This window comes from Mesorhizobium sp. 131-3-5, assembly GCF_016756575.1.
In the GTDB taxonomy this organism is placed as follows: Bacteria; Pseudomonadota; Alphaproteobacteria; order Rhizobiales; family Rhizobiaceae; genus Mesorhizobium; species Mesorhizobium jarvisii.
In genome coordinates this window covers 6,189,873-6,209,506 of sequence record NZ_AP023254.1, presented here as the reverse complement: position 1 = coordinate 6,209,506, position 19,634 = coordinate 6,189,873, and the positions used below count along the sequence as shown (strand labels likewise).

The 19,634-nt window shown below is 64.5% G+C and carries 18 protein-coding genes; 9 read left to right on the top strand and 9 right to left on the bottom strand.

The annotated features are described in order from the left end of the window. Window positions 1-2: 2 nt before the first annotated feature. A complete protein-coding gene (locus JG747_RS30270) occupies window positions 3-842 on the bottom strand; it encodes a GNAT family N-acetyltransferase (RefSeq protein ID WP_202360636.1) in 840 nt (279 codons plus the stop codon). Window positions 843-1,152: 310 nt separating this feature from the next. Here JG747_RS30270 and JG747_RS30265 point away from each other — a divergent pair, with 310 nt between their 5' ends. Further along, window positions 1,153-1,821 carry a haloacid dehalogenase type II gene (locus tag JG747_RS30265; protein WP_202360635.1) on the top strand — a complete coding sequence of 223 codons (669 nt, stop codon included), beginning with the start codon at window positions 1,153-1,155 and terminating at the stop codon, window positions 1,819-1,821. Window positions 1,822-1,837: 16 nt separating this feature from the next. Further along, on the top strand, window positions 1,838-3,112 hold the full coding sequence (locus JG747_RS30260; RefSeq protein ID WP_202360634.1) for an NAD(P)/FAD-dependent oxidoreductase: 1,275 nt from the start codon (window positions 1,838-1,840) through the stop codon (window positions 3,110-3,112). A 101-nt stretch (window positions 3,113-3,213) separates the two neighbouring features. On the opposite strand, the gene JG747_RS30255 is transcribed toward JG747_RS30260, so the two are convergent. The 6 genes from JG747_RS30255 to argE form a co-directional block, all read right to left on the bottom strand. Next, on the bottom strand, window positions 3,214-4,671 hold the full coding sequence (locus JG747_RS30255) for an NAD-dependent succinate-semialdehyde dehydrogenase (protein WP_202360633.1): 1,458 nt from the start codon (window positions 4,669-4,671) through the stop codon (window positions 3,214-3,216). Window positions 4,672-4,688: 17 nt separating this feature from the next. Further along, the gene (locus JG747_RS30250; RefSeq protein WP_202360632.1) at window positions 4,689-5,732 is read right to left on the bottom strand and encodes a tartrate dehydrogenase; all 1,044 of its coding nucleotides are present in this window, start codon (window positions 5,730-5,732) and stop codon (window positions 4,689-4,691) included. Between the two features lie 10 nt (window positions 5,733-5,742). Next, window positions 5,743-7,206 (bottom strand): aldehyde dehydrogenase family protein, encoded by a 1,464-nt coding sequence (locus JG747_RS30245; RefSeq protein ID WP_202360631.1) that lies wholly within the window; start codon window positions 7,204-7,206, stop codon window positions 5,743-5,745. A gap of 149 nt (window positions 7,207-7,355) precedes the next feature. Beyond that, window positions 7,356-7,709, bottom strand: a complete 354-nt coding sequence (locus tag JG747_RS30240) for a cupin domain-containing protein (protein WP_027047222.1) — start codon at window positions 7,707-7,709, stop codon at window positions 7,356-7,358. Window positions 7,710-7,731: 22 nt separating this feature from the next. After that, window positions 7,732-8,655: a 2-hydroxyacid dehydrogenase gene (locus tag JG747_RS30235; RefSeq protein WP_202360630.1), complete on the bottom strand. Its 924-nt coding sequence runs from the start codon at window positions 8,653-8,655 to the stop codon at window positions 7,732-7,734. 11 nt (window positions 8,656-8,666) lie between these two features. Further along, window positions 8,667-9,791 carry an acetylornithine deacetylase gene (gene argE / locus JG747_RS30230; RefSeq protein ID WP_202360629.1) on the bottom strand — a complete coding sequence of 375 codons (1,125 nt, stop codon included), beginning with the start codon at window positions 9,789-9,791 and terminating at the stop codon, window positions 8,667-8,669. Between the two features lie 238 nt (window positions 9,792-10,029). Between argE and JG747_RS30225 the strand changes: the two genes are divergently transcribed. After that, a complete protein-coding gene (locus JG747_RS30225; RefSeq protein ID WP_019860264.1) occupies window positions 10,030-10,932 on the top strand; it encodes a GNAT family N-acetyltransferase in 903 nt (300 codons plus the stop codon). Between the two features lie 518 nt (window positions 10,933-11,450). Here JG747_RS30225 and JG747_RS30220 read toward each other — a convergent pair. Then, the gene (locus tag JG747_RS30220) at window positions 11,451-11,639 is read right to left on the bottom strand and encodes a hypothetical protein (protein ID WP_019860263.1); all 189 of its coding nucleotides are present in this window, start codon (window positions 11,637-11,639) and stop codon (window positions 11,451-11,453) included. On the opposite strand from JG747_RS30220, the gene JG747_RS30215 reads away from it, so the two are divergent. From JG747_RS30215 to JG747_RS30190, 6 genes are all read left to right on the top strand, one after another. Further along, window positions 11,638-14,079: an ATP-binding response regulator gene (locus JG747_RS30215; RefSeq protein WP_202360628.1), complete on the top strand. Its 2,442-nt coding sequence runs from the start codon at window positions 11,638-11,640 to the stop codon at window positions 14,077-14,079. The two genes, JG747_RS30220 and JG747_RS30215, sit on opposite strands and share 2 nt — an antisense overlap. Window positions 14,080-14,084: 5 nt before the next feature. Further along, window positions 14,085-14,471, top strand: coding sequence for a response regulator (locus tag JG747_RS30210; RefSeq protein ID WP_202360627.1), 387 nt, complete (start codon window positions 14,085-14,087; stop codon window positions 14,469-14,471). Window positions 14,472-14,728: 257 nt separating this feature from the next. Further along, complete coding sequence (locus JG747_RS30205; protein WP_019860258.1) at window positions 14,729-15,121, top strand: response regulator transcription factor; 393 nt, start codon at window positions 14,729-14,731, stop codon at window positions 15,119-15,121. Further along, window positions 15,121-16,878 carry a YaiO family outer membrane beta-barrel protein gene (locus JG747_RS30200; protein WP_202360626.1) on the top strand — a complete coding sequence of 586 codons (1,758 nt, stop codon included), beginning with the start codon at window positions 15,121-15,123 and terminating at the stop codon, window positions 16,876-16,878. Before JG747_RS30205 ends, JG747_RS30200 begins: the two co-directional genes overlap by 1 nt. A gap of 2 nt (window positions 16,879-16,880) precedes the next feature. Next, window positions 16,881-17,918: a HEAT repeat domain-containing protein gene (locus JG747_RS30195; RefSeq protein WP_202360625.1), complete on the top strand. Its 1,038-nt coding sequence runs from the start codon at window positions 16,881-16,883 to the stop codon at window positions 17,916-17,918. Beyond that, window positions 17,915-19,342 (top strand): glycosyltransferase family 2 protein, encoded by a 1,428-nt coding sequence (locus tag JG747_RS30190; protein ID WP_202360624.1) that lies wholly within the window; start codon window positions 17,915-17,917, stop codon window positions 19,340-19,342. The genes JG747_RS30195 and JG747_RS30190 overlap by 4 nt, the downstream gene beginning before the upstream one ends. A gap of 15 nt (window positions 19,343-19,357) precedes the next feature. Here JG747_RS30190 and JG747_RS30185 read toward each other — a convergent pair whose 3' ends face one another. After that, window positions 19,358-19,567 (bottom strand): Hpt domain-containing protein, encoded by a 210-nt coding sequence (locus JG747_RS30185; RefSeq protein WP_244748448.1) that lies wholly within the window; start codon window positions 19,565-19,567, stop codon window positions 19,358-19,360. Window positions 19,568-19,634 lie beyond the last annotated feature (67 nt).

Here is a 19,634-nt window from a genome sequence, read left to right as displayed (position 1 = left end):
TCCTAGCCGAGCGCCTGGTTGGCGAGCGCGTAAACTTTCGGCCTGATCCGGTCCGCGCCCGTCCTGGGTGGACGGTCCATGGCCACACCGCCGCCGACATGGGTGAGGCCGATTTCCTCGAGCCAGCTGGCGATGCCGGTCACGCTGCCGGTATCCACGCGCAGGAAGGCGCCGGGACGCGGCGCGGCAAAGAAGCCGATCAGGGCCTTCGCCTCGTCGGCGCTTCCCGCGATGACCGGACCGATCACCTCGCCGCGTCCGAACGGGCGGATCGCGGCATAGGCCTCGATGGCGCCGTTGCGGCGGATGACGGCGAACTGGCCGCTCTCCGCCAGCGCATCGATCAGAGCTTCGCGGTCGGCGCCATAGGCGTCGCGGTCCAGCGCCTTGATTTCAGGGAGATCGTCGATGCCTGCGGCTGCCACGCCACCGGGCGCACCAAGCTCCGCAACCTTGCCCTGATGCTGCAGGATGGTGCCGGACGGCACGAAGCCCAATTTCTCATAGAGAGGCATGCCGTCTGCCGTCGCGACGAGCCGCAGCGGACGGTTCCCGGCCAAGGCGAAGGCCTGATCCATAAGCTGGCGTCCAAGCCCCTTGCCGCGCGCGTTCCTGTCGACGATCACCATGTTGATCATGGCGCAATCCATGCCGTAGGGCGTGACCAGGATGGTTCCGGTGACGCGGCCCTGACCATCGAGCGCGACCGCGCCGCTCGAAAGCTGCAACGCCATCTGCCAATCCTGCGGGCGATGCGGCCAATTCTCCTGGCGAGAAAGCGCCACGGCGCCCTCGATATGGTGCGGCCCGAAGGCCTGGAGTTCGATCTCGCCCTGCGGCATGAGGCATCCTTCCGTATGATGCCAAGTTTCGACCATCAGCGCGCCGCAGATCGTCTGAAGGCCCTGGCTTCGACGGTATCTTTCGCCGTAGCGCAGGCGGTGCGCCGCATCTTGTGCTGGCGGTGCAGGCGCCTCACGCCGCGGGCGGCACCACAATCGGCACGCCAGATGCTACAGCGTGCCAAACCGGACCGCGGATACGGAACTTTCTGCTTTCGAGAGGGTGATTTCGGTCAGGTGGGCCGCTGCCTGCCGTCCTATGATGAAATACATCCCAACGCGGATGTGCTTCCACCGGAGATCGACGGACATGGCTTCCTTCAGGCCCAAATACATCACCTTCGACTGCTACGGCACGTTGATCCATTTCCAGATGGCGGAAGCGGCGCGCGACCTCTACGGCAGCCGCCTCGACGAGCCGCGCATGCAGGAGTTCATCAAGAATTTCTCGGCGTATCGGCTCGACGAGATCATGGGCGACTGGAAGCCCTATGCCGACGTCGTCCATAGCGCGCTCGAGCGTACCTGCAAGCGCAACGGCGTCGCCTTCAGCGACGACGACGCCAGGATGGTCTATGAGCGCGTTCCGACCTGGGGGCCGCACGCCGACGTTCCGGCGGGCCTGGCGAAGGTCGCCAAGGAAATTCCGCTGGTCATCCTCTCCAACGCCATGAACGCGCAGATCATGTCCAATGTCGAGAAGCTCGGCGCGCCGTTCCATGCAGTCTACACGGCCGAGCAGGCGCAGGCCTACAAGCCCCGTTTCAAGGCCTTCGAATACATGTTCGACAGGTTGGGTTGCGGCCCGGAGGATGTGCTTCACTGCTCGTCTTCGTTCCGCTACGACCTGATGTCCGCGCACGATCTCGGCATCAAGAACAAGGTCTGGGTCAATCGCGGCCACGAACCGGCCAACCCGTACTACGGCTATGTCGAGGTATCGGACATTTCCGGTCTGGCGGGCGTCGTTGGGCTCTGAAACAGGCGGATTGCCGATGAAGTTCGTCTCCTACTGGCACGATACCGCCCCGGTCTTTTCCGGCGGGGCGCAAGGCCCGGTCGAGGGGCACCATGATGCCGCCATCATCGGCGGCGGCTTCACCGGCCTTGCCGCCGCGCGCCAGCTGGCGAAGGCCGGTGCCAAGGTGGCCGTGCTGGAGGCGGAGCGTGTTGGCTGGGGCGCGTCCGGGCGCAATGGCGGACACCTCAACAACGGCCTCGCCCACAGCTATCTCTCGGCCAAGGCGGAGCTCGGCAAGGAGCGGGCAATCGCGCTCTACCGGGCGCTCGACAGTTCCGTCGACACCATCGAGGCGCTGGTTGCCGAAGAGGGCATCGACTGCAATTTCCGCCGCGCCGGCAAGCTGAAGCTCGCCTCCAAGCCGCAGCATTTCGAAGCGATCGCTCGCAACTTTGAAGCCCTCCATGCCGAGGTGGACCCGGATACGGCGCTGCTGTCGGCGGCCGATCTGAAATCCGAGATCGGGTCGCCCTTCCATGGCGCGATGCTGTCGAAGAAGAGCGCCATGATGCATATGGGCCGCTATGTGGCGGGTCTCGCAACTTCTGCCACCCGCCATGGCGCCGTCATCCATGAGAACACGGCGGTGACCGATCGCAAACAGGCCGGCAGCAGGCATGAGCTGACCACTTCGCGCGGCCGCATTAGCGCCGACAACGTGCTGGTGGCGACCGGCGCCTACACCACGCCTGACTTCAGCTATTTCCGCCGCAGGATCATTTCCGTCGGCAGCTTCATCATCGCCACGCGGCCGCTAAGCGACGCCGAGATCACTGCCACCATGCCCGGCAACCGGACATGCGTGACCTCGATGAACATCGGTAACTACTTCCGGCTCTCGCCGGACAATCGTCTGATCTTCGGCGGCCGCGCACGCTTTTCGGCGACATCGGATCAGCGCTCCGACGCCAGGAGCGGACAGATCTTGCGGGCGGGCCTCGCGGCGATCTTTCCGCAGCTTGCCAAGGTTGAGATCGACTATTGCTGGGGCGGGCTGGTCGACATGACCAAGGACCGCTTTCCGCGCGCCGGTTACCATGACGGTGTCTGGTACGCGATGGGCTATTCCGGCCACGGTGCGCAGCTTTCCACCCATCTCGGCATGATCCTGGCCGATGCCATGCTCGGCCGCGAGGACCGCAATCCGCTCAAGGGCCTCGAATGGCCATCCATTCCCGGCTATTCCGGCAAACCCTGGTTCCTGCCGATGGTAGGCCTCTACTACAAGGCGCTCGACCGGGTGAGGTAGGGCAGTAGGGCAGTAGGGCAGTAGGGCAGTAGGGCAGTAGGGCAGTAGGGTGCTGTCTTCCGTACTGCCGTATTGCCTTACTCCCTTACTCCCTTACTCCCTTACTGCCCTATTCCCATGTGGAAGCTCTTCATCTCGAGATATTCCTCGATGCCGGCCTGCGCGCCCTCGCGGCCGAGGCCGGACAGCTTGACGCCGCCGAAGGGGGCGACTTCGATGGAGACCGAACCGGTGTTCAAGCCCACCATGCCGAACTCCAGCGCCTCGCCGACGCGCCAGGCGCGTTTCAAATTCTCGGTGTAGAAATAGGAGGCAAGTCCGTAGGGCGTGCCATTGGCCAGCGCGATCGCTTCCTCTTCCGTCTCGAACCGGAAGAGCGGCGCGACCGGACCGAACGTCTCTTCACCGGCAAGCTGCATGTCCTTTGTGGCGCCGCTCAGCACCAGCGGCGCGACATACTGAGGGCCCTCCGGCAGCACCGGTTTCTCGGTGATGATGGCAGCACCCTTGGCGAGCGCGTCCTCGACGTGGCGGTTGATCTTCTCGACCGCCGCCATGTTGATCATCGGCCCGATAGCGACGCCGGGCTGCGTGCCCGGTCCCACCGTCATGGCGTTGACGCGAGCCGAAAGCTTGGCGGCGAAGGTTTCGTAGACACCGGCCTGGACGAGGATGCGGTTGGCGCAGACGCAGGTCTGGCCACCGTTGCGGAATTTTGACACCAGCGCGCCCTCGACGGCGAGGTCGAGATCGGCGTCGTCAAAGACGATGAAGGGCGCGTTGCCGCCGAGTTCGAGGCTGAGCCGCTTCACGCTGTCGGCCGCACCGCGCATCAGCAGCGAGCCGACGCGCGTCGAACCGGTAAAGGAGATTTTGCGGACGGTTTCGTTCGCCATGATCTCGTTGCCGATCTCCGTGGGCATGCCGGTGACGATGTTGATGACGCCGGCGGGAATACCAGCCCGTTCGGCAAGCACGCCGAGCGCCAGCGCCGAATAGGGCGTGAACTCGGACGGCTTGATCACCACGGTGCAGCCGGCGGCCAATGCCGGCGCGACCTTGCGAGTGATCATCGCATTGGGGAAATTCCACGGCGTGATGATGCCGCAAACGCCCACCGGCTCCTTCAGCACGATGATGCGACGGTCTTGCGTCGGCGAGGGGATGGTGTGGCCGTTGATGCGGCGCGCCTCCTCCGCGAACCATTTGACGAAGGAGGCGCCGTAACGGATCTCGCCTTTGGCCTCGTCCAGCGGCTTGCCTTGTTCCGTCGTCAGGATCAGCGCGAGATCGTCCAGATGCGCCAGCATCAGGCCGTGCCATGCCTCGAGGAGGCCAGCACGCTCGGCGTTGGTTTTCTTCTTCCAGTCGCCATAGGCGGAGGAGGCGGCGTCTATGGCCGCGCGGGTCTCCGGGCCGGCCATGTCCGGTACGGTGCCGATGGCAGCCTGCGTCGCCGGATCGATGACATTGACGGTCTTGCCGGAGCCGGCAGCGACCCATTCGCCGCCGATCAGGCCGGCTTCGCGGAAGAGATATTTGTCTTTCAGGTTTTTCATCGAAAACGACCTTGCAATCAGGTGAGCGCTGCGACGACCGCGGCGGTGATGGCTTCCGTGCGGTCTTTGCCGGCAACGGTGCCTATGCCTCTGGCGGTTGCGGCTTCGACCGCCTTCATGACGCGGTCGGCCGCGGCCTTTTCGCCGAGATGATCGAGCATCATGGCGCCGGACCAGATGGTGGCGATCGGATTGGCGATGCCCAGATGCGCGATGTCGGGCGCCGAGCCATGCACCGGCTCGAACATGGACGGCGCCGAGCGGTCGGGATTGATGTTGGCGGAGGCGGCGTAACCGAGCCCGCCCTGGATCGCTGCGCCGATGTCGGTGAGGATGTCGCCAAACAGATTGGAGGCGACCACCACGTCGAGGCTCTCCGGCGCCATGATCATGCGCGCGGCGAGCGCATCGACATGATAGCTGGTCACTTCGACGTCAGGGTAATCCGCAGCCAGCTTTCGCGCGATCTCGTCCCAAAACACCATCGAGTATTTCTGCGCGTTGGACTTGGTGACGGAGGCCAGCTTGCCCCGCCGCGACCGCGCCTGTTCGAAGCCGAAGCGCAGGATGCGCTCGACACCGGCGCGGGTGAAGATCGAGGTCTCCACCGCAACCTCGTCCAGCGTGCCTTGATGCACGCGCCCGCCGGCGCCCGAATATTCGCCTTCGGTGTTCTCGCGGATGCACAATATGTCGAAACCTTCCGCCCGCAGCGGCCCTGTCACGCCCGGCAGCAGCCGGTGCGGGCGGATGTTGGCGTACTGCACGAATGCCTTGCGGATCGGCAGCAGCAGGCCGTGCAGCGAAACGGAATCCGGCACCTCCGCCGGCCAGCCGACCGCGCCGAGAAGGACGGCGTCGAAGCCGCGCAAGGTCTCGATGCCGTCCTGCGGCATCATGCGGCCGGTCTCCTTGTAGAATTTGCAGGACCAGGGGAACTCGGTTCCGGTCAAGGCACAGCCTGCGTGTTTGGTTGCGGTCTCCAGCACTGACCAGGCGGCGGCGGTCACATCGCGGCCAATGCCGTCACCGGGGATCAGGGCGATCGAATAGGACTTCATCGGCATCTCTCTAGAGGCTGATCAGGACGCTCTTGGTCCTGCGGTTGGCGAGATAGGCCTCGCGGCCGAGATCCTTGCCGATGCCGGAGCGCTTGTAGCCGCCGGTCGGCAGGATATGGTCGCGCGAGCGGCTGTAGCGGTTGACCCAGACGGTGCCCGCTTCGAGCTTGCGCGCGAAGCGGATGGTGCGGGACAGGTCTGAAGTGAACAGGCCGGAAGCCAGTCCGTAGGTCGGGTGGCTGGACAGCGCCAGCGCCTCCTCCTCGGTCTCGAAGGTCTGGACGGTCAAGACCGGGCCAAAGATTTCCTCGACGATCGCCGGATTGGCCTGGTCTACATCTGCGATCAGCGTCGGCTCGTAGAAATAGCCTGGGCTGTCCATGACCCCGCCGCCGGTCAGGCATTGGCCGCCGGCTTCGACCGCGGCCCGCACGATGCCGTCGACACGCGCCCGCTGCCGCTCCGAGATTATGGGCGAATACTGCGTCGCCTCGTCCCAGGTCGGGCCGGGCCGTACCGCCTTCATCTTCTCCAGGATCGCGGCCGTCAGCCTGTCGGCCACACTCTTCTCGACGATCAGGCGCGTACCGGCCACACAGGCCTGGCCGGCGTTGAAGGTGACGCTGCCGGCAATCGCGGTCGCCGCCTTGTCCAGATCGGCATCGGCAAAGACGATCTGCGGGCTCTTGCCGCCGAGTTCCAGCGTCATCGGCTTTACGCCGGTGCGTGCGACATTCTCCATGATGGCCGAGCCGGCGCGGGTCGAGCCGGTGAAGCTGACCTTGGCGATCTCGGGATGTCCGGTCAGTGCCGTGCCGGTCGTCGAACCGTCGCCCAGCACCACATTTATGAGCCCCGCCGGCAAGCCTGCTCTGACGGCGAGTTGTGCCATGTAGACTGCCGAAAAGGGCGTCATTTCCGACGGCTTCAGCACGACCGCATTGCCCGCCGCCAGCGCCGGACCAAGCTTCCACCCGGCCATCGAGATCGGAAAATTCCAGGGCGTGATCGCGCCGACCACACCATAGGGCTGGCTCATGATCATGCCGAGAGTGGTGTCGTCGGTCGGCACCAGCTCGCTGCCTTCCTTGTCGGCGAATTCGGCAAAGAAGCGAATCTGCTCGGCAGTCACGCCGATGTCGCCGGCGACGAGCTGGCCGACGGGCCGGGTCGAGCACAGCGCCTCGATTTTTGCCAGCGTTTCGGCTTCCGCCTCGATCAGGCCGGCCCAAGCCTGGAGTGCCCTGGTGCGCTCGCGCGGCCGGACGCCGCCCCAGTTGCTGGCCTTTAGCGCCGCCTTGGCGCTCGCCACCGCGCGGTCGACCATATCAACGTCCGCCACCGGGCTGGCGGCGTATGCCTTGCCATCCGACGGTCGGCGCATCTCGAGCGCACCCTCGGTCGCGATGAGTTCTCCGCCGATGAAATGGCCGACGGGAAGGGAGACGGTATCCGGGTCGAAGCTCAGGCCCATGGGCGCCTACTTTCAGCTATTCTGGACGACCCTAGCGCGGGCAGGAGCGCAGCATGCGCCGTTCGGCGATCGGTCGCGGATGATTGTTGCGTGCTGGCAATGAGGGACGGCAAAATCTGTTGCGGAGGCCAGCGCCTCAGGCGGAGCCGTTACCCTACTGTGACGTAGATTTTGCGCACCGTTTCGATGGTCTTCCAGACACCGGTGAAGCCAGGCTTCATCACGAAGCTGTCGCCGGTGCGGTAAGTCACCGCCTCGCCGCCATCGGGCGTGATCTCAATCACGCCGGTGAGGATATGGCAAAACTCGAAGGTCTCCCCCTTGATCGAGCGCGTCTCGCCGGGCGTCGCTTCCCAGACGCCGGTATGGACGAGATCGCCCTTGGCCGTGTCCTGCGCCCAGGTCTTGAAGGCGGGGTTGCCGGCAATCAGCCGTTCGGGCAGCGCCTGGGATTCACGCGGCGGGAAGGCGGGGCTGGTGTCGACGGTCTTGAGCAGGGACAAGGGATGGCCTTTCAGGTTGGATTCAATAGCCGCGCGACCGGTCGACGAGCCCGATGGGGTCGAGGCCGGCGCGGTGGCGTCGGATGTTTTCGATGACGGCCCGCGCGGCTGTCGCGGGCTGGGTGACGCTGGCGACATGCGGGGTCAGGATGATCTTCGGATGCCGCCAGAACGGATGGCCCACAGGCAGCGGTTCGGGATCCGTGACATCAATCATCGCCGCCGAAAGGTGGCCGTGGTCGAGCGCGGCGACAAGCGCCTCGTGGTCGAGCTGTGGTCCCCGGCCCGTGTGAACGAGCGCCGCGCCCTTGGGCAGTTTCGCGAACAGGTCGGCATCGAGGAAACCACGCGTATCCCTGGTCAGCGGAAGCAGGCAAACGAGTATGTCGCTGGCCGCGAGCATCTCCTTCAGTCCAAGCTCGCCATGATGACAGGAGACGCCCTCGATCTGCCGTGGCGAGCGGCTCCAGCCGGCGAGCGGAAAGCCGAAGGGTTTCAGGCGATCGAGGACGGCCTGCCCGAGTTGCCCGAGGCCGAGCACGCCGATCCGGCGCGACCCGGCTTGGAGTTGCGTGATGTCGCGCCATTGGCCGGCGCGCTGCTGCGCGAGATAGGCCGGCAGGTTGCGGTGCAGGGCGAGCACGGCAAGCGTCACATACTCCTGCATCATGCGCACGATGCCTGCCTCGATCGTCCGCACGATCTTCACCTGTTCCGGTACGGTATCGAGGTGGAACTGGTCCGCGCCGGCGCCAATGGAAAACAGGATCTCCAGGTTCCTGTAGCGCGCGAGGTCTTCTGGTGCAGTCCAGGCAATGAGATAACGCACCGCGTCGGGATCGACCGTTGCGGCATCCATCGTGAAGGGTACGTCCGGCAGTTCTTTGGCGAAGGCTTCGGCGAAGATCGCCCCGCGCCGCGCGTCGGAATTGAACAGGAATGTCATTCCGGTTCCCTTCAAGCCGCGCAGCGGGCGCCCAGCGCCTCGGTCAACCGCTGGCAGGCGGCGAGTTCACTCGCGAGAATATATTCGTCAGGCTTGTGGGCGCGATCGATGTCGCCTGGTCCGCAGATGATCGCATCGAACCCGGCGTCCTGGTAAAGTCCGGCCTCTGTGCCGTAGCTGACGGCGGCAAGCGGCACCTCGCCTGTCAACTCGCGCAGAAGTGCCGCCAGTGCCGCGTCTTGTGGGAGCGACAGCGCCGGATAGGCGCTCATCGGTTTCCACTCGACCCGAAAGCCTTGGGCCGCAAGCGCCTCTGCCCGTGCCTTGACGGGCGCGAGCAGGCTGGCAGGGTCGACGCCGGGTACGGCGCGCGCCTCAAGGTCCAGCGTGCAGGTGTCGGGAATGATGTTGACCTGATGTCCACCCGCCACCACGCCGGCCTGCAGCGAGGAGTAGGGCGGCTCGAAATCAGGGTCGAACGGACCGTTCGTCAGCCGCTCCGCTTCGCTCACGGCCGCACTTAGCGCGCCGGCCATGGCGTGGATGGCGTTGAGGCCGAGGTCGGGCCGCGACGAATGGCCGGAGCGCCCATTGATCATCAAGCGGGCGGCTGCCTTGCCCTTGTGGCCGCGCACGGCGCGCAAGCCGCTCGGCTCGCCGACGATCACGCCGAGCGGCTTGGCGCAGAGTTCGGGAAGGCGGGCGATCAAATGCGGCACGCCGCGGCATCCCACCTCCTCGTCATAGGAGAAGGCGAAATGGATCGGCCTGGCAAGGCGCAGTGCCGCCAGCGTGGGCACGGCGGCGAGCACTGCGGCCAGAAACCCCTTCATGTCCGTGGTGCCGCGTCCGTAGAGCCGTTCGCCCTCCTTGCGCAGCGCGAAAGGGCTCGAACTCCATTGCGGCTCGCTAGCGGGAACGACATCCATATGGCCGGACAGGATATAGCCCGGGACATCACAGGGGCCGATCGTCGCGAAAAGATTGGAACGATCGCCTTCCGGCCCTGGAAGCAGCGTGACCTGCGTCGCGTGTTTTGCGAGATAGGCTTCGATCCAGCCAGCGATGTCGCCGTTCGGTTTGCCGGCGACCGATGGAAAGGCGACGAGACGGTCGAGGATGTCGAAGACGTCCATTCCTGCCCTCAAAACGTTCGGGTTCGCCGGGATCAGTGCCGTCGACCATATGCTGCTAGATTTCCGGAGAGAGTGTGTGCATTCTTGCGCTATTGCGTGCCGAAAGCTGAAATGTTTCAGTTGAATCTTGCGTTGCTGCGCGGCTTTCGAGCTAATCGTACCGGTCCGCTCGTTTAGCGTTGGCGGGCAGAGGGTGGCCATCGGTGTGCGGCGCTCAGGACGACAATCTTTTAGGGGCATGGACTTGAAGCCGTCGGGAAGCTTGAAGATCGACACTTTCTCGATGCGGATCGGCGACATCGAAGGCGTCGAACTGGACCGCTTGCACGCGCACTCGCTCGCTGTGGGATGGCCGCATCGCGCCGAGGACTGGCAATTTCTGCGTGAATCGGGAGAGGGGGTCGTGGCCCTCGACGAGATCGGCAGGGTTCTAGGTTCGGCTATGTGGTTCGCGCATGGTGACGATTTCGCCACCGTGGGGATGGTCATCACATCGCCGCGACTCCAAACGCTGGGAGCGGGGCAATGGCTGATGAAGCGGGTCTTCGACAAGGTGGTCGGTCGCGATCTGCGCCTCAATGCAACGCGCGCGGCAAGGCGGCTCTATCTCTCGCTCGACTTCCAGCCGGAGAAGACCGTTTATCAATGCCAGGGCATCGCCCGGATGCAGACGATGGCTGGGCCTGCAAATGCGCGAGGCGATGTCCGGACTTTGGACGCAAGGGATATTCCTGCGGCAATCGCGCTCGACGCGGCAGGATTTGGCGTGAGGCGGGCGGCGCTCATTGAAAAGCTTTTCGCGCATTCGGTCGGCTATGGTCTTTTCAAGGGTGACAAGCTGAACGCGTTCGCGCTTTGTCGGCCGTTCGGGCGTGGCCATGTCGTGGGACCGGTCGTGGCGGAAAGCGACGCCGACGCCGTGGCGATCGTCCGGCCGCACGTGGCCGACCATTCGGGGTCTTTCCTGCGGATCGACACCCACATGGACACTGGCGAGTTCGCCGCCTTTCTGTCGCACAGCGGAATGCCGGTTTTCGACACGGTGCTCACTATGTCCATGGGCAAACGCCTCAACGATTTTGCCGTCGGCGACGCCGTTGCACCGGTGACCTATGCACTCGCCAGTCAAACTCTCGGGTAGTTGACCCAGGACCCGTACCGTCGCGGCTGCCCCACCTCGCGTCACTCTTGCGGCGCTAGCCAACGGCCCCATAAATTTCTCGGTAAATAATTGATTTTGCTGCATAAATTTCAAATTTTTTAGCTGTCAATGTCGCTTCCCTCTACTCATTTGTGTTACCTATTGTGCTACTTAGCGGACAAATTTGAGGGCTGAGCGAAACGACTTTGGGCCTCTTCGTCAATTTTCTCCGTCTCGTTGATGGCGCTCGTCACACGTAGCTCGGCCCTGCCGGTTTCGAAACGTGCGGTAATCGGCGGCAACGATGTGCAATTGGGCCGCTCCTGATTCGGCAGCAGGCATCAAAAATGCTCGAAGACGAGGTGCCGATCCAGCCGCCGTGCGGAGGAGCCCCTCTCGGCATTCAGCGGAGCGGGGCGTCCAGAAAAAAGGTGCCGGCTGTAGGAGTCCGTGAGCCCGTAGGGGGCTTGGACGTATCAACCGTCACGGCGGCGCGGCCGAGCACGTCGGGGCCATCGTCAGTACGCGGCGATGCCCGTGCCGAAGATCAGGCTTCGACTTGATGCTCGATAAGCGCGCTGTACCAAGACGCCTGCCATGTCGCTGCCCATGTCGCCTTTGCTCGGGGTGCCACAGGTCCGGCCCTGCGGACTGGTGCGCAGCTTCTTTAGCCGATATTCATCGGAAAAAAGGAGTCGGAAAATCATGACCGAGATCTGGCAATCACTCCTCGCCAATCTTGCCCTGGTCTCCGTCCTGGTCGTCGCCTGGGACCTTGTCGCCGATTTCACCGGGCGTCTCTCGCCGCGGATACAGTCGCTCCTTCTCGGCGCGGTCATGTGCGTGGGGGCGGTCATTTCAATGGCGACCGCCTTGTCTGTCTCCGGCTTTGTGGTCGATCTGCGCGCCGCTTTTATCGGCGCCGCGGCGTTCTTCGGCGGATGGCCGGCAATGCTCGTTGCCACGACCGGCTCCATTGCCTATCGCCTCTATCTTGGCGGGCAGGGGGCCAATGTCGGCGTCATGGGTATCCTGATCACCGCAGTCGTCGGCCTGGCATGGCACCACATTGTCGCGGCCCGGTCGCGCACGATGCTCGACATATTCGGCTTCGGCGTGTCAGTTGCACTCGCCGGGCTGATCACGCTCCTGGTCATACCCCCGCAAGTCATCACAGGCCTGATCCAGCAGAGCACGTTCCCGTCCCTCCTGTTCCGCTTCCTCAGTACCATGGTCATCGGCATCCTGCTCGACCGGCAACAGCGGCGGCGCGATCTCTCCATGTCCAACATGATCTATCGGGCCATGGTTCGTGAACTGCCGGACTGCCTGAACATAAAGGATGTGGACGGCCGCTTCATCGCCGCCAATCCTGCCACCGCCGAAATGCTGGGGGCCGCTTCAGTCGAGGAGCTCATCGGCAAGACCGATTTCGATTTCTATTCGAAGGACGTGGCCGAGCGCTTCAGGCAGGACGAGGTGGGCGCACTGAAGGCGGGGCAGACATTGCGCATCGAACAGCCGGCGGTCTTTCCGGATGGCAAACAGGGTTGGCTTTACACGCTCAAGGCGCCGTTCCGCGACGAGGCCGGCAAGATCACCGGTGTCATCACCTACAATCGCGAGATTACCGAGCAGAAGCGAAACGCTCAACTCAAGAACGATTTCATTTCGACGGTCAGTCATGAGCTGCGCACCCCTCTGACATCCATCCGCGGCTCGCTGGGCCTGATCGCGGCGGGCGTGGCGGGTGAATTGCCGCCGAAGGCCGCCAACCTCGTCAATATCGCCCACACCAATAGCGAGAGACTGGTTCTTCTCATCAACGACATCCTCGACATGGAGAAGATCGAGTCAGGTGTGATCGCCTTCAAGATCAAGCAGATGCCTGTGCGCCCGATCATGGAGCAGGCCATTGCCGCTAGTTCCAATTACATGGCCGAGAGCCGGATACGCATCGTCCTGGTCGACGATGCACCGCGCGCCGAAGCCAACATCGATCCGGACCGCCTGCACCAGGTGATGGCCAACCTTCTGTCGAACGCGATCAAGTTCTCGCACGCCGACGGCACCGTGATGGTGAAGCTACAGCGTCGCGATCGCGACATGTTGCGCATCTCGGTGATCGATCAGGGGACGGGTATCCCCGAGGCGTTTCGTAGCCGTATATTCGGCAAGTTCGAACAGGCCGACGCGTCCAGCACCCGCAAGAAAGGCGGCACCGGCCTCGGCCTCAGCATCGTCAAGGCCATCGTGGAGAAGCTGGGCGGCGCCGTTTCCTTCGAAACCGAGGAAGAGAAAGGAACCTCGTTCCACGTCGACCTTGCCGAAGCCCGCAGGCTCCACCCGAGGCCGTATCCGCCACCGCGCCCGCCGCGGGAGCCCGATGGCCGCCTACGGGTTCTGATCTGCGAAGACGAGACCGACATCGCCACGGTGATTGCGGCACTCCTGGACTCGGAAGGCTTTTCCAGCGACGTGGCCCCGGACATCGCCACCGCGAAGGCGCTGCTGCAGTCCCGCGATTATGCGGCACTGACACTCGACATCAAGCTGGCAGAAGAATCGGGTATCAAGCTCTTCCATGACATCAGGGCGTCACCAGTGAATTCCGACATTGCGGTCATCGTCATCTCCGCCGTCGCCGATGAGGCCAGGCGCTCACTGAACGGCACCGCCGTCGGCATTGTCGACTGGTTGGAGAAGCCGGTGGATTCGGGGCGGCTTCATGCCGCTCTTGCCAAGATCGTCGCCAGCAGGAATGAGCAGAGGCCGAAGATCCTCCATGTCGAAGACGACGAGGGTGTGCTAGCCGTAATGTCGGCAGGGCTGGGCTCCGACGTCTCGATCATCTCGGCCAAAACGCTGCAGGAGGCACGGCGGGCGGTTGCGAAGCGTCACTTCGACCTGGTCATCCTCGACATAGTGCTTCCAGACGGATCGGGACTGGACCTGCTCGCCGATCTGCCGCTGGAGACCGGAGTCATCGTGTTCTCGGCGGCCGAACCGGACCAGAAACTCGGCGATCGGGTGCAGGCGATGATGACCAAGACCAGGGCGTCGGAGATCGATGTGGCAAAGCTGGTCAGAACCATGTTGGCCTCATCGCGCGACGGCACCAGACCCGCCGCCCGTGCCAAGGAGTGACGATCATGCCGGCAAGAATCCTCTACGTGGATGACGAGGACGATATCCGCGAAATCGCTCAGATGTCGCTGGAGCTCGAGCCGGAATTCGAGGTGCGGTCCTGCTCTTCGGGCGCCGCGGCGCTGACCGATGCCGCCGCATGGCATCCCGACCTCATCTTGCTCGACGTGATGATGCCGGACATGGACGGGCCGGAGACGCTGAAGCGCCTGGCTGCTTCACCGCTGACGGCGTCGATACCCGTGGCCTTTATCACCGCGCGCACCCAGACGCATCAGGTCGAGCGCTATCTCGCCCTGGGAGCGATCGGCGTCATCGCCAAACCCTTCGATCCGCTGGCCCTCGCCGGCGAAGTCAGGAAGCTGCTCTCGGAGCATCCCGGGCGCGCGTAGCCGCTGGGTCGAAGGCAGCGGCAAGAAGCCTGTCAGCAAGCTCCGTTTGCCGTTTAGGGCACCTATACCATACCCCAATATTCATCTACTGATTGTATCGAAATACGGTCGTCGCGAATCGGTTTTATTTATGATTGCGCGGCATCGGCCGGCGCGGGAGACCCGCACCGGCGTTGTTTGCATGGACCGCATTGGCGGATGTCGGTTCATGGGTTGATCACTCCGGGGGGCACGAGGCGTGAACCGGAGCAGCACTGGTGAATGGAGCGAAGGCAAGAGTTCTGATCTGCGATGATGACCCCTTGTTGCTTGAACTGATGGAATTCAGGCTGAGGGCGAAGGGATACGAGGTCATCACGGCAGTGGACGGTGCCGAGGCACTGGCGAAGGCGGAACAGGAGGGACCCGACATCATCGTGCTCGACGCGATGATGCCCAAGGCCGACGGCCTGGAGGTGCTGGCTCGCCTCAAGAGCGACCCGGCCCTGTCAGACACGCCGGTGGTGATGCTGACCGCCCGCAAGGCCGAAAGGGACATCGTCTCGGCCCTCGAGAAGGGAGCTGACGACTATCTGGTAAAGCCATTCATCCCCGAGGAACTGCTGGCCCGGCTGGCGCGTTTGATCGCGCGCAAGAATGGGAAACGCTGATGAGGCGCAGCCGGCGCACAGCGCTTGCCGCATGCCTGATCCTGGCCATCGCGGCCACTCCTGGTGCGGTGCTTGCGCAGACGGTCGATGAGCTCTACGCGTCCGCCGTGAAAGCCAGGCAGGCCCGGCATTTCGACGAGGCGGTGGATCTGCTTCGGCGCGCACTCGCGCTCAAACCCGACAACGCCGATGCCCTGGTTCAGCTCGGCTTCGCCGAGCTCGGCCGCAACGATCTGGCGGCGGCGCGCGACGCCTTTTCCAAGGCGCTTTCCCTTGCTCCGACCTATCAAGATGCCAGCTTCGGCCTGGCCGAGATCGAGTTCCGTTCGGGCAATCTGGATGCCGCGCTGCCGCTCGCCGAATCGGTGGCGCGCGCCCAGCCCGGCAACACCGACGCCGCCGCGCTTGTAGAGAACATCCGCAAGGCCATAGAGGCCGCCGGCAGTGAAGCGAGGAAGGCGTCGGTGGCGGCCCCGGCGCCGAGGGCGAAACCGCCCCTCCGGCGGCACGATCCCGTCGCCGGCCTGATGGAGCAAGGTCGGCGGTTGCGAACTACGGGAAAGCTGCCCGAAGCGGAGAAGGTCTATCGCCGCGCGCTTGGGCTGGCGCCGAAGAACACCGACATCTTGGTCGCCCTTGGCCTTATCGTGGGCTCCAGCCAGCGGTTCGACGAAGCCGGGCATTTCTTCGACCGGGCGCTGGCCATAAAGCCCGGCCTTCTCGACGCGCGGATCGGCAAGATCCGCCTGGCGATTTGGCAGGGCGACGTGCCGGGCGCCCGCGCGCTGGTCGATGACGTGTTGGCCTCGTCGCCGGACAATGTGGAGGCGCTCGACCTCGATGCCAAGATCGCCCTGCTCGAGGCCGACTACACGCGGGCCGGGCAGTCGTTCCAGCGCGTGCTTGCGATCGATCCGCGCAATGCCGAGGCGCTGGTGGGGATCGGCGATGTGCGCCGCGCCCAAGGCGACGACGATGCAGCGCGGCAGGCCTACAGAGAGGCGCTCGCCATCGAGCCCGGCTCTTCCGACATCGAGAAAAGACTGGCCGTGCCACCCCCGCGCAAATGGCGGCTCGACCTTGGCACCGAGGTGAGCGATCTCACCAACGGGCTGGGAGACTGGACCGACAGCTCGGCTGGCCTTGCTTATCGGCTGTCGCCGCGCACGACGATTTCGGGCCGCACCCGCGTGGCAACCCGCTTCGGCCGCACCGACGTTCAGATCGAGGGCCGCATCGACGAGGCCTTCTCGCCTGCCTTCTCCGCCTATGCGCTCGCCGCGGTGACGCCGGACGCCGATTTCCTGGCGCGCTATTCGATCGGCGCCGGCGCGTCCTTGCAGGTTATGGCGGCGGCGAAGGCGTTCGGCCCCTTGTCGCTCAACATCGACACCCGCTACGACAATTTCACCGACACAAACGTCACCAGTGTCTCGCCCTGGGTGCAGGCCTATATCTTCGACGGCCGGCTGGGGCTTTCCGCCCGCTGGGTGCATGCGGCCGACAATATCGGCACGCGCGCGGACGGCTATGTGCTTAGGGCCGACCTTGCGATGACGCAGCGCTTCAACCTGTTCGGCGGCTATGCGGACGCCCCCGAAATCTCCGACGGCACGCTGGTGCCGACGCGCACCGTCTTCGGCGGCATCTCCTGGGACGTCAACGATCCGCTGACGCTCCGCGCCAGTATCGCACATGAGCAACGCCCGACATTCGACCGAAGCACATTCGGGCTCGGCTTGACCGAGCGGTTCTGATCATGTGGTACATCTGGGATCTTTCCATTTTGCTCAGCGCCCTTTCCCTGGTGATCATGCTGTTCCTGATCGCGCGGCGGGTGCTGCAGGAACGCCGAGGCAGGGCACAGATCGATCAACGGCGCCAGCTTCACACGACACTGATCGCCTTCACGGAAAACCGGGACCGCGAGGCCTTGAAGGTGGTGTTGCTCGCGGTGCCGGCGGGCGTGGCGATCAATGCCGGCTTCGAGTTCATTTCGCTGCTTCGGGGCGAAGAGTATGACGATGTCCTTGCCGCCTTCGACGAATGCGGCCTGCCGGCGCTTGTCGGCAAGCAGCTGGAAAAAGGCAACAGCGCCGAGCGCATGCACGCGGCCGAGATGCTTGCGGCGCTGCGTTCGGAAAACGCGGTGGCGAGCCTGCTTTCGGCGCTCGACCGTGATCGTTCGCGCGAGGTGAGGATCGCCGCCGCCATCGCGCTCTGCGATCTCGGCAGCCTGCCGCCGCTCGATATCGCGCTGGGCAAGGTCGGCGTGGCGGGACAGCGCTCGCGGCGCCTGATCGAGCTGTTCAGGCGCTTTCCGCCGGCGCGCTTCGAGGAGCTCAGGGATCATGCCGCGCGCACCGACGCGATACCCTTCATCCGGGCCGCCGCGATCGACGCGCTGGCTCATGCCGCCGGGTTCCATTTCGCCGATTTCTTCGCCCGCGCCACCGGTGATCAATCGCCCGAGGTCGCCGCCGCGGCGCTACGCGCGCTGGGCCTCACCGGGCACGCCGAGGCGCCTGCCATCCTGGCGAGCGCGATGGCCAACGGCGACTGGGACGTGCGCGCTGCCGCCGCTGATGCCGCCGGGCGCCTCGGGCTCGCCGGGCTCGCCGCGCCGCTCTCTGCGCTGATGGACGATGAGGCATGGACAGTGCGCTATGCCGCCGCCAACGCGCTGCGCTCGTTTGGCCAGCCGGGAGAACGGCTACTGCGTGACATCGCTGCGAGCGAGGTCTCGCGCAGCCAGCGCACCGCCTCGCTCATCCTTGCCGAGGGGCCGGCCGCATGATGTCCGACTGGAGCCACGAGATCGTTCTGGCCGCCTCCATTCTGTCCTGGTTCATCATCGGGGCAGGGCTGGCGCAGACCACGATCTATCTGTTGCAGCTCATTATTGCGGCCTACGCGCTTTCCAGGCGCCCGCCGGTCGCGCGCTCGGCGCTGCTGTGGCACCGCTATGGCGACGTCGCGCCGCCGATCGCGCTCCTCGTACCCGCCTATAATGAGGAAGTGAACGTGGTCGAGAGCGTCCATTCGATGCTGGCGCTCGAGTATCCGAATTTCGAGGTGATCGTCATCAACGACGGTTCCAAGGATCAAACGCTGCAGCGCCTGATCGAGGCCTTCAAGCTGGTGAAATTCCGCCGGCCTTATGAGGAGGCGCTGGCGCACGAGCCGATCCGCGGCCTCTATTCCTCGCCGATGACCGAGCGGCTGTTCGTGGTCGACAAGGAAAACGGCGGCAAGGCCGATGCCCAGAATGCCGGCATCAATGTCTGCCGCGCGCCGCTTTTCTGCGTGATCGACGGCGATTCCATCCTCGAGCCCGATGCGCTGATGCGCGCCGCCCAGCCCTTCATCGACGACCCCGAGCGCACCATCGCCGTCGGCGGCACGATCCGCATCGCCAACGGATCGAGGATCGAAGCCGGCAGGGTGCGCGAGATCCACCTGTCCAACCGCTTGCTGCCGTTGCTCCAGGTCGTCGAATATCTAAGGGCCTTTCTCATGGCCCGGCTGGCCTGGAGCCGCATCAACACGCTGATGCTGGTGTCCGGCGCCTTCGGCATGTTCCGCCGCACGGAGGTGGTGGCGGTGGGGGGCTTCACCAAGGGCTCGATGGGCGAGGACCTCGACCTCGTCATCAAGCTGCACCGCCACATGAGAGATGCCGGGCGCAAATACCGCATCCAGTTCATTCCGGAGCCGGTGTGCTGGACCGAGGCGCCGGAGACGCTGAGCGTGCTTGCCAGGCAGCGAACGCGCTGGCAGCGCGGCGCGCTCGAATGCTTCTTCCGTTACCGCTCCATGCTGTTCAATCCGCGCTATGGCCGCGTCGGCTTCCTGGGCTTCGGTCACATATTGGTTGTCGACGTGCTAGGGCCGGTAGCGGAGGTGCTGGGCTACATCCTGATCCCGGCATTCTGGCTAATCGGCATCCTGTCGACCGAGTATCTGCTGGCTTTCACCTCGCTCATCTTCACCTACGGCGTCTGCGTCAGCGTGTGTTCCCTGGTTCTCGAAGAGGCTGAGTTGCGGCGTTTTCCGCGCGCCAGGGACCTCGCCGTGCTCACGGCCGTGGCCGTGATCGAGAATTTCGGCTACCGCCAGCTCAACAATTTCTGGCGCGTGAAGGGCTGGTGGCAATATTTGCGCGGCAACCAGGGGTGGGGCGAGATGACTAGATCCGGCCTGACCGGCGCCAAGAAATGAGCCCGGCAGGCCGCGTCATTCCAGAGTGCGCTCGATCTCCGCGATAAGCGTCTCGAGCGCGTCCCGGGCGGCGTGCGGCTGCTCGATCAGCAGCGTCTCCAGCTCCGACGCTCGTGCGCTGATACCCGGAAAGCCGAACGTTCCGGCAGCACCCGCCAGCGAGTGCGCTATCCTGACCAGCGGATCGCCCGCCTCCCGGGGCAAAGGGCCGCCCTCACATGCGATGGCCTTCAGCTGCCCGAGCTGATCGGCGCACCGGATAAGGAAGCGTTGCCGCAGGGGGGCGAAAGGA